Origin of the sequence: Microcystis sp. Msp_OC_L_20101000_S702, assembly GCF_007095705.1 — a bacterium.
Classification (GTDB): domain Bacteria; phylum Cyanobacteriota; class Cyanobacteriia; order Cyanobacteriales; family Microcystaceae; genus Microcystis; species Microcystis ichthyoblabe_A.
This window is the reverse complement of the sequence record NZ_SFBO01000206.1, coordinates 1-9,083: the sequence shown is the minus strand read 5'-3', so window position 1 is coordinate 9,083 and position 9,083 is coordinate 1. Positions and strand designations below refer to the sequence as shown.

The 9,083-nt window shown below is 45.6% G+C and carries 9 protein-coding genes, 3 pseudogenes and 1 other annotated feature; of the genes and pseudogenes, 5 read left to right on the top strand and 7 right to left on the bottom strand.

Annotated features, from left to right (window positions below):
* Nucleotides 1-119 precede the first annotated feature (119 nt).
* The 3 genes and pseudogenes from EWV60_RS21090 to EWV60_RS21080 form a co-directional block, all read left to right on the top strand.
* Nucleotides 120-240: pseudogene (locus EWV60_RS21090) on the top strand (transposase); the annotation flags it as partial.
* A gap of 278 nt (nucleotides 241-518) precedes the next feature.
* Nucleotides 519-1,220, top strand: coding sequence for a DUF3120 domain-containing protein (locus EWV60_RS21085; RefSeq protein ID WP_024970763.1), 702 nt, complete (start codon nucleotides 519-521; stop codon nucleotides 1,218-1,220).
* A 122-nt stretch (nucleotides 1,221-1,342) separates the two neighbouring features.
* Nucleotides 1,343-2,377, top strand: coding sequence for an adenylate/guanylate cyclase domain-containing protein (locus EWV60_RS21080; protein ID WP_419894489.1), 1,035 nt, complete (start codon nucleotides 1,343-1,345; stop codon nucleotides 2,375-2,377).
* Between the two features lie 57 nt (nucleotides 2,378-2,434).
* On the opposite strand, the gene EWV60_RS21075 is transcribed toward EWV60_RS21080, so the two are convergent.
* The 5 genes from EWV60_RS21075 to rplJ all read right to left on the bottom strand — a co-directional run bounded on the left by EWV60_RS21075 (nucleotide 2,435) and on the right by rplJ (nucleotide 5,488).
* Nucleotides 2,435-3,427 (bottom strand): 30S ribosomal protein S1, encoded by a 993-nt coding sequence (locus tag EWV60_RS21075; RefSeq protein WP_002737013.1) that lies wholly within the window; start codon nucleotides 3,425-3,427, stop codon nucleotides 2,435-2,437.
* A 232-nt stretch (nucleotides 3,428-3,659) separates the two neighbouring features.
* Nucleotides 3,660-4,175, bottom strand: a complete 516-nt coding sequence (nrdR, locus tag EWV60_RS21070; RefSeq protein ID WP_002737459.1) for a transcriptional regulator NrdR — start codon at nucleotides 4,173-4,175, stop codon at nucleotides 3,660-3,662.
* Between the two features lie 127 nt (nucleotides 4,176-4,302).
* Complete coding sequence (locus EWV60_RS21065; RefSeq protein WP_012267019.1) at nucleotides 4,303-4,398, bottom strand: photosystem II reaction center protein T; 96 nt, start codon at nucleotides 4,396-4,398, stop codon at nucleotides 4,303-4,305.
* A 104-nt stretch (nucleotides 4,399-4,502) separates the two neighbouring features.
* A complete protein-coding gene (gene rplL, locus EWV60_RS21060; protein ID WP_002736522.1) occupies nucleotides 4,503-4,895 on the bottom strand; it encodes a 50S ribosomal protein L7/L12 in 393 nt (130 codons plus the stop codon).
* A 44-nt stretch (nucleotides 4,896-4,939) separates the two neighbouring features.
* Nucleotides 4,940-5,488 (bottom strand): 50S ribosomal protein L10, encoded by a 549-nt coding sequence (gene rplJ / locus EWV60_RS21055; protein WP_002737633.1) that lies wholly within the window; start codon nucleotides 5,486-5,488, stop codon nucleotides 4,940-4,942.
* A gap of 98 nt (nucleotides 5,489-5,586) precedes the next feature.
* Nucleotides 5,587-5,703: a sequence feature (ribosomal protein L10 leader region), on the bottom strand.
* A gap of 470 nt (nucleotides 5,704-6,173) precedes the next feature.
* On the opposite strand from rplJ, the pseudogene EWV60_RS21050 reads away from it, so the two are divergent.
* Together EWV60_RS21050 and ureC are read left to right on the top strand one after the other, a co-directional pair.
* Nucleotides 6,174-6,314 (top strand): annotated as a pseudogene (locus tag EWV60_RS21050) (polyphosphate kinase 2 family protein); the annotation flags it as partial.
* Nucleotides 6,315-6,395: 81 nt separating this feature from the next.
* Nucleotides 6,396-8,105, top strand: a complete 1,710-nt coding sequence (gene ureC, locus EWV60_RS21045; protein ID WP_002735350.1) for an urease subunit alpha — start codon at nucleotides 6,396-6,398, stop codon at nucleotides 8,103-8,105.
* Between the two features lie 56 nt (nucleotides 8,106-8,161).
* Here the strand turns inward: ureC and EWV60_RS21040 are convergent, their stop codons facing one another.
* Nucleotides 8,162-8,497: an LPP leucine zipper domain-containing protein gene (locus EWV60_RS21040; RefSeq protein ID WP_002737579.1), complete on the bottom strand. Its 336-nt coding sequence runs from the start codon at nucleotides 8,495-8,497 to the stop codon at nucleotides 8,162-8,164.
* 81 nt (nucleotides 8,498-8,578) lie between these two features.
* Nucleotides 8,579-8,764 (bottom strand): annotated as a pseudogene (locus EWV60_RS21035) (CHAT domain-containing protein); the annotation flags it as partial.
* Nucleotides 8,765-9,083: the final 319 nt, after the last annotated feature.

Below are 9,083 nucleotides of genomic sequence, written 5' to 3'. Positions count from 1 at the left end.
TTAACCTATTTGTGCCTTAAGTCCTTTCCTGTATGAATTTCAGCTACTTTTGAGCGTAGTTGCTCTCATCGAATTTTATTTTAAGTTAATTATTTGCATAACAATTCCCGAAGAGCCTTAATTACTTTGAAAATCAGACAACCGACGGATTAATTGAGGGAATGAATACCAAAATCAAGCTTATTAAAAGAATGAGTTATGGATTTACCAATTAAGCTGTTTGCTTGCTTTAATTCATAACAAAAATTAACACACAAAAACCAAAAGAGCCAGCCGAAGCTTGCCCTGAGCTACGTCGAAGGGTATTGTCGTTAGGAAAAGCGCGATACTGCCCATAGAGGGGATGTAAAACCAAAAGCTGGGTGTAAAGTCCGTCTTGAGGCAATCCCCCGTGAAATAGGAAGCTCTCAACGACCTTGAGAGTAGTTCACTTTATCAAAATCTTCTAGAGGGGATATAGTGTAGAGAGAATGATGTATCTTAATATAAGTAAAGTTTCGTAACAATTCTGAAATCCTTTGCTCAACTCTACCCTAGTTCCCAGCAATCCCGATCGCCTGAAACCCCTAGTCCCCAACTGGGAAAAATGTCAATCCGTCTTTTGGACGGCAGCATTTCTGGTCTCGGTCCCCGTGTTCATGCAAGCGCCCCTAGTGCGCTACTATCCCGAAGTTAGCCTAGGTTTAACCTTTTTTTGGGTGGGGTTAGGGGTTTGGCTGCTCAAACAAGAAAAAATCAGTCTTTGGGGGGATTTACTTTTGGGCTTTAGTTGGAGTTGGTTAGCAGGTTCTCTCTACTGGGGTTGGTGGCGTTGGGAACCGTTGATCCATATTCCCATGGAAGCGATCGGGCTGCCCTTTGTTCTCTGGGGACTATACAAAGGTCGCGGCAAAGTGGGCAATCTTTTCTATCTGGGTTCTTTGTTAGGGACTGCCATCACCGATGTATATTTCTATCTAACGGGACTAATTCCCTACTGGCGACAATTAATGACCGTGGAACTAGACCCCAACCTAGTATCGCCGATATTTCATAACGCCTTGGCCCGAATTGAGACCCCCTGGGGCATCAGTTGGGCGATCGTGCTGCTCAACTTGCTCTTAGCGATCGGTATTTATCCTTTGCAAAAAAGGGTATGTCATTGGTGGGCATTTAGCGGAGCCGTATTGAGTACAATTTTAGTCGATGGTTTATTTTGGATTACCGCTTCTCTGGCTTAAGGGTTTTCCTAGCTAATTCCCGTTTCCATCTATTTACTTAGATAGATGAAAATGTGCGGAATCTTGCTATATGCTATATAATGTGTAGTTGCGACTGTCTATCTATTGCCGCTCATGTACCTGTGGATATACTGCCAAGAGAAAATCCCTATTTACTACTCCATACCGATAAGGGACAGCGTTTTTTCCCTCTCGTGGGGAGATCTTACTGGACAATCGGACGGGGCAAAGATAACGATATCGTGATTAAGGATCACTGTATCTCTCGCAATCACGCTATTTTACAATCCACGGAAACAGGAGATTTTTATCTGATCGATCTCGGTAGTCTCAATGGAACTTTTGTCAATGGCAGAAGAGTAGCTATTCCCGTGACTATCCACAACACAGATCAGATCACCTTTGGCAAAACCGAGGTGCAGTTCTATCGTGCTACTCCCACCAATGTAGGCAAGCAACCGCGCAATTTAGAATGGGACACCCCTACCTCCTCCGTCCATGAACGGCGCTTAACATCGGTGATGGTGGTGGATATGCGGAATTTTACGGCTTTAACTAGGCAATTAGACGAAAAAGTGCTTTCTTCTCTGATTGGCAGTTGGTTTCGCCATGCCGGGGGTATTGTCCGCAGTTCTGGCAGTTGGGTAGATAAATATATTGGTGATGCGATCATGGCCATCTGGTTTCACGGCCAACAGGAAGTCAATCAAGACGATATCCTGCAAATTTTCCAAGCAATTATACAACTACATAACATGACTCGCGCCTTAAGCGCACAATATCCCTTACCCTTTAAATTACGCATCGGTGCGGCGGTGAATACTGGTTATGCCATGGTCGGCAATACTGGCAGCGGTGAACATCCAGATTATACGGCGATCGGGGATACAGTCAACGCCGCTTTTCGTTTAGAGTCGGCCACTAAAGAAATAGGTAGGGATTTAGCCATCGGAGCCACTACCTACAGTCATCTCATCGGTTTACCCTATCTCCACCAAGCTTTCGAGCCACATACCGTCAGTCTGAAAGGATACGACGCTAAAACTATTACCTACGGAACCACTTTTGATCACTTGGATCGTTTCCTTGATGCCAATAGTAGTGAGGAGATGACTGGAATCACAGGATTTGCCAGCCGTGCTGGTTTTGGAGAATAAACACTGTCCACTTAAAACTCAAATCTGATAACTGATCACTGATAACTGATAACTGACCTACTCTTCGGTAGCGGCGAGAACTAAATCTTCCTCCTCCAAGGCGGGGGGAACTTCGATTTCTTCCACTACTTCCGAGACGGTCCGGCCTTCCGCTTCCGCTAGACGTTTTTCTCGGTATTTAATCGCCATTTCTTCCGCTTTTTCAAACACTAACGGGCGATTTTTGAGCATATCTCCCGGTTCTGGTTCTAATTGTTTAGTCGAGAGGGAAATGCGACCTCTTTCAGCATCGAGATCGATAATCATCACTTTTAACTCATCATTGACATTGAAAACCGTGTGGGGGGTGTCAATGTGATCGTGAGAGATTTCGGAAATATGCAGTAAACCACTGACTCCACCAATATCGATGAAAGCACCGTAGGGCTTGATTCCGCGCACAGAACCGATTACCACCTGTCCCACGGCTAAACCGTTCATCTTGCGTTCCACTAAAGCGCGACGATGACTTAAAACCAGACGGTTGCGATCCTCATCCACTTCTAAAAACTTTAAGGGCAATTCCTGACCGACTAAATCCTCTTTCGCCTCTCTGGTGCTAATGTGAGAACCGGGGATAAAGCCACGGAGACCTTCAATTCTGACTAATGCTCCACCACGGTTAGTGGCGAAAACATTCGATCGCACGGTAGCATCTTCTTTTTGCAATTGACGCACCCGTTCCCAAGCGCGCATATATTCGATGCGACGGATCGACAGGGTTAGCTGTCCATCTTCATTCTCGTCGGTAAGAATGAAAAATTCCCTGGTTTCGTTGGGTTGTAAAACTTCTTCGGGATTATCGACGCGGTTGATCGACATCTCCTGCACGGGGATAAAAGCGGCGGTTTTAGCACCGATATCGATGAGCGCTCCCCGGGGTTCCATGCTGAAAACAGTCCCGGCGACAACATCTCCCGGACTGAAATGATAATCGTATTTGTCTAGAAGGGCGGCAAAATCTTCATGGGTAAAGCCTATGTTTTTGTTTGCAGTTTTTTGGGTGGTCATGTACGTTGTTTGGGCCTCGGAATTTCCGTAGGTTTTTCCTCCTATGTGATGTACAGTTTCTAAATCAAGGAGATGCCTCCTAATTTAGTTACTAGGCGGGGCCTAGGGGATGAACTGCCGCATCCGGCTTTCTTGGAGGCAATCCGCCTCAAGAATGACTTTTAAGAATCTAACCAGAGCTTGGGCTTGAAATAGCACAAGGGATCCTAATTATAACTGAATCGGGAACTATTTAAGACGAGGTGATCACGCTGGCTTCTTCCACTGGAGACCAAGAAGGATAGGCGCGTTCGATTTCGGAGGATTGCAGCAGCGCTAAAGCGGCGATAAAGTCTCTAATTCCCTGAAAATTGCCGTAAACCGAAGCAAAGCGCACATAGGCCACTTCCGATTCTTGCCGGAGATATTCTAGGACTAATTGACCGATCTCCTGACTTGTTACCTCCCGTTTTGAGTCTTGCTGCAGACGGGATTCGATATCATTGACGATCGCCTCTAATCTTGAGTGAGGAATGCCGGTTTTTTCGCAAGCGCGAACGATCCCTCGCAGCAGTTTGCAGCGATCAAAAGATTCCCGTTTACCATCTTTTTTAATCACCGTGATCGGCACGAATTCGATGCGCTCGTAGGTGGTGAACCGATATTTACACTGTAAGCATTCACGACGACGACGAATGCTCTGACCGTTTTCGGAGGAACGGGACTCTAAAACGCGACTATCGGTATGCTGACAATTAGGGCATTGCATAGGAGGCGCTCGGTGAGGGGAACCTTTAATTTAAGCCTTTAAATACGAAAACCAGAGCCGCTAACCTGCTTTTGACAAGCGGGCGGCTCAGGGAAGAAAATTATTAACCTAAACGGAGTTAAGAAATTTACTTTTGAATCCGGGGAGGTTCCCGGAAGGCAATGGCGAAGAAAATTACCGACAAAGCCATAGTTAAAACTAAAATGTAAGCGACGCTTTCCATGGTTGGACATCCTACAAGACTGCTATAACAATCCTATAGTATCAGGAAATGAGCTTTTCGGCTTGTCTGGGGATGTAATCTACATCCCCAGAATCAGTGGCAATCTATTTAACGCTAACTTTTGCCCCAGCATCTTCCAGTTTTTTCTTGATGGCGGCGGCATCATCTTTGTTAGTGCCTTCTTTAACCGCTTTGGGAGCGGCTTCTACTAGGTCTTTCGCTTCTTTGAGTCCCAAACCGGTCAATTCGCGTACCACCTTAAGGATAGCAATTTTCTTGTCGGCGGGAACTTCTTCGAGAACGACGTTAAATTCGGTTTGTTCTTCCACCGCTTCAGCAGCAGCCGCGGGAGCGGCTCCAGGGGCCGCCATAATTATGCCACCAGTTGGAGCGGCGGCACTAACTCCGAAGGTTTCTTCGATACCTTTGACTAATTCCGCAGCTTCTAAGAGGGTAAGAGTTTTGAGTTTTTCTAAGATTTCAGCTACAGCAGACATGGGTTAGACTCCTAATTGTTTGTAAGTGATTGATTGGCGCGGTATTAAGCCGCTTCTTTTTCTTCTTGACGGGCCACGGCATCGACGGCACGGGCCAAAGATGCGGGAACTTCGTTGATGCTGCGGGCCAGTTTGGTGGCAATGGCGTTGATTGCTCCGGCGGCCTGAGCGATTAACTGTTCTTTCGACGGTAAATCAGCGATCGCTTTGATCTGATCTTCTGTCAACAGTTGACCTTTTGTCCCTTCTTTGAGGACACCGCCGCGCAATTCGGTTTTTTTGCTTTCTTTTTTGAACTCTTGATAGGCCTTGAAAGCTCCACCGATATCCTCTTTTACGAGCAGAAAGGCGGATGTTCCCGATAAAAGGCTTTTCATCGGTTCCCAGCCACTATCTTCAGCGATCGCCAAGCCCATCAAAGTATTTTTGGTGACTTTACAAATCGTTCCCGTGGGGCGCAATTTGCGGCGTAGATTGCTGATTTCAGCGACGGTTAAACCTTGATAGTCGATGACCATCGTTAATTGAGCTTCGCTCAGGGAGGTTTTTAATTCTTCTAGAATTACTCCCTTGCTTTCTCTGCTTCTCCCCATCCCTTGTTCACCTCCTGTATGCGGGGGACCGGTTCCACAGGCACAAAAATAACCCCTTGTAGCGCCGGGGTTGAGTGGAGAGAATCAGTTCAGGCACGACCAAGACAGAAAAAATCTCTCTTTAGTCTTTTTGGCTGCTGTTTTCTCGCTTTGACCTCGGCAGGGTATTTAAGCTGTTTCGCACCTGCTGTCTTTGGCTTAAGCCAGTCCCTCATCATAACACTATTGCGGAATTTATGTCAAGCATCACCAGGGAGCGGGCAGGGGCAAAATCCTGACGAGTAGAACAGGCATCCTCGTTGAACGCCAAGTCTAAAACCCAAACCTCTTTATTTAAGCGGCACAAACTATAGCGTTTTTCAGTCTGCTGAGGTACAAAAGTTATGGGTTTTAGGCAAAAGGCAAGAGGCCAAGGGACTTGCGTGGGAATAATATCCCAGCCAGAAAATCGCTCTGTAGAAGAATAAGACCAGCCCTAAATGGTACATTATCAAAGCGCAAGTCCCCAAAGGCAAAAGGGAAGAAAAATAGATGTACCTCACTAGCTTAGGAAACGCTATATCTCAATTATAAAAAACGGGGTCTATACTGATAGTTTCTTCAGCAAAATAGTCCCAAAAGTCTTTCCGGTAAACACTTCATGATTCTATAGACAAAAATTATCACACAAAGTCGAGAAGAACCCAAATGGTTTACCCGTTTAGCTGTGGGGGCAGTTATTTATCACACCCTCGAATCCCTCGGTTTACGATATCCCACCGTCACCGAAGAACATCACCAAGCTTTACTGAAAGCCAAAGAAATCCTGGAAAATGAGCCAGATTAAAAATGGAAAAAAATCCCCAAAAAGCGATGATTGCCGGAAAATCGATCGTATAATCAATGTCGATTTTCAAGAATTCCCCCTATGAATTATCGCATCGATCGCCGCACCTATGCTGAAACCTACGGCCCCACCGTCGGAGATAAAGTTCGCCTGGCAGACACGGAATTATTTATCGAAGTCGAAAAAGATTTCACCACCTACGGCGATGAGGTAAAATTCGGCGGCGGTAAAGTAATTCGCGATGGGATGGGCCAATCCCCCATTTCTAGGGAAGATGGGGCGGTAGATCTAGTGATTACTAATGCCTTAATTCTCGACTGGTGGGGCATCGTTAAAGCTGATGTGGGCATTAAAGACGGCAAAATTTATAAAATCGGTAAGGCGGGCAATCCCCACATTCAAGATAATGTCGATATTATTATCGGTCCGGCCACCGAGGCATTAGCCGGGGAAGGGATGATTTTGACAGCAGGGGGGATTGATGCCCATATTCATTTTATCTGTCCCCAACAAATTGAGACAGCGATTGCGTCGGGGATTACCACGATGATTGGTGGCGGGACCGGACCTGCAACGGGAACTAATGCCACCACCTGCACCCCGGGAGAATGGAACATCTATCGAATGCTAGAGGCCGCCGAAGCTTTCCCGATGAATTTGGGTTTTTTGGGTAAAGGCAATAGCAGTCAGCCGGAAGGACTAGCGGAACAGGTAAAAGCGGGGGTAATTGGCTTAAAACTCCATGAAGATTGGGGAACCACTCCGGCAGCCATTGATACCTGTTTAAGCGTGGCCGATAAGTACGATGTGCAGGTGGCGATTCATACCGATACTCTCAATGAGGCCGGTTTTGTCGAGGCCACTATCGCCGCTTTTAAAAATCGCGTCATTCACACCTACCACACGGAAGGGGCCGGCGGTGGTCATGCTCCCGATATTATCAGGGTTTGCGGGGAAATGAACGTTTTACCCTCCTCTACTAATCCCACCCGTCCCTATACGACGAATACCTTAGAGGAACACCTCGATATGTTGATGGTTTGTCATCATTTAGACCGGAGTATTCCCGAAGATGTGGCCTTTGCTGAATCCCGCATCCGCCGAGAGACTATTGCTGCCGAGGATATTCTCCACGATTTAGGGGCTTTTAGCATCATTTCCTCCGATTCTCAAGCTATGGGACGGGTGGGGGAAGTAATTATCCGCACTTGGCAAACTGCCCACAAAATGCGGGTACAACGAGGCAGACTGACCGGGGAAACGGGAGAGAATGATAATCTGCGGGCAAGACGATATATTGCTAAATATACGATTAATCCTGCTATTACCCATGGTGTCTCCGATTATGTCGGTTCCATCGAGGTGGGCAAATTAGCCGATTTGGTTCTCTGGAAACCGGCATTTTTTGGCGTAAAACCGGAAATTGTCCTGAAAGGCGGTTTAATCGCCTGGGCGCAAATGGGCGATGCTAATGCCAGTATTCCCACACCGCAACCGGTTTATATGCGTCCCATGTTTGCCTCTTTTGGTGGTGCGATCGCCAAAACTTCCTTGACATTTGTTTCTAAATATGCTATGAAAGCGGGCATTCCTGAGAAGTTAAAGCTGAAAAAAACCGCCGTAGCCGTGTCGAATACGCGCAATATCAGTAAGGCTAGTATGAAGCTAAATGACGCTTTACCGCGCATGGAAGTTAATCCCGAAACCTACGAAGTGCGTGCTGACGGGGAATTATTAATCTGTGAACCCGCTACGGTTTTACCCATGGCCCAGCGCTATTTCTTATTTTGAATTCGATTTCAGAAAACGGGTTTTTTCAAAAAACCCGTTTTCTTTTTGAATCACAGTTAAGGATTAGTAGGAAAATTTGGGAAAAATAACTTAACCAATCCTGCCATTAGTGCAGTAACAATGGCAACAAAGATGGTTCGATTAGTAAATTCCAAGTTATCTAGTCGTTTATTCACGCCTGTTAATTCTCCTTTAATATTTGCTATGTCAACTCTTAAGTTATTCACTTCTTCAGATAGCTTGTCTATTTTGCTATTAAGTTGTTCAGATAATCTGTCTATTTTGCCATTAAGTTGTTCAGATGACTTGTCTATTTTGTCATTAACTTCTTTGAATTGTCCTACAATAAAGTCTTTTAATTCTTTGAGGTCGTTTTCTGTAAATGTTGCCATTGTGTGACTCTCCTAGTAATTGTTTGTGATACCAATAATTTTACCCCTAAGTTTAACTCCTAACCCTTAATCAGTCAAATGTCATCGAAGTTGCATCACCAGATGAATTTGTCGTAAAGCTTCACTGCGTCCTTCTCCTTTTTGTAAGCGTCCATAATAGGCGACCATTAAATCTTTAGTCGCGTCATCAGATACTTTCCAAAGGCTAATTAATTGGCTTTCTGCTCCAGCAATGACAAAGGCTCGACGCAGACCATAAATCCCTTCACCTACGCTTCTAGTTTGGTGATTTTTTGATGATAATTAATGCTTTATACTGTATATTAATTAAGTAGCTGGTTATAATTAAATTAAAAATGGATTTTAGGTTTGATCCCCCCTGCCCCCCTTGATAAGGGGGGTGCCGATCCCCCCTTAGTCCCCCCTTGATAAGGGGGGTGCCGATCCCCCCTTAGTCCCCCCTTAGTCCCCCCTTGATAAGGCTATCCATTAGTCACATCTTTCTTAACATAAAATTTGACAAAAAGAGAAAAGTGTGCAAGATGGCTCAAGGGGGTTCTATGGGGGGACTAATTTGATGAGATAG

Bases quoted from the DNA above. Each gene is read 5' to 3' on its own strand.
- EWV60_RS21040 (WP_002737579.1), bottom strand. From the start codon at position 8,497: ATGGCAACATTTACAGAAAACGACCTCAAAGAATTAAAAGACTTTATT.
- nrdR (WP_002737459.1), bottom strand. From the start codon at position 4,175: ATGCAATGCCCTAATTGTCAGCATACCGATAGTCGCGTTTTAGAGTCC.
- ureC (WP_002735350.1), top strand. From the start codon at position 6,396: ATGAATTATCGCATCGATCGCCGCACCTATGCTGAAACCTACGGCCCC.
- EWV60_RS21065 (WP_012267019.1), bottom strand. From the start codon at position 4,398: ATGGAAAGCGTCGCTTACATTTTAGTTTTAACTATGGCTTTGTCGGTA.
- rplJ (WP_002737633.1), bottom strand. From the start codon at position 5,488: ATGGGGAGAAGCAGAGAAAGCAAGGGAGTAATTCTAGAAGAATTAAAA.
- EWV60_RS21075 (WP_002737013.1), bottom strand. From the start codon at position 3,427: ATGACCACCCAAAAAACTGCAAACAAAAACATAGGCTTTACCCATGAA.
- rplL (WP_002736522.1), bottom strand. From the start codon at position 4,895: ATGTCTGCTGTAGCTGAAATCTTAGAAAAACTCAAAACTCTTACCCTC.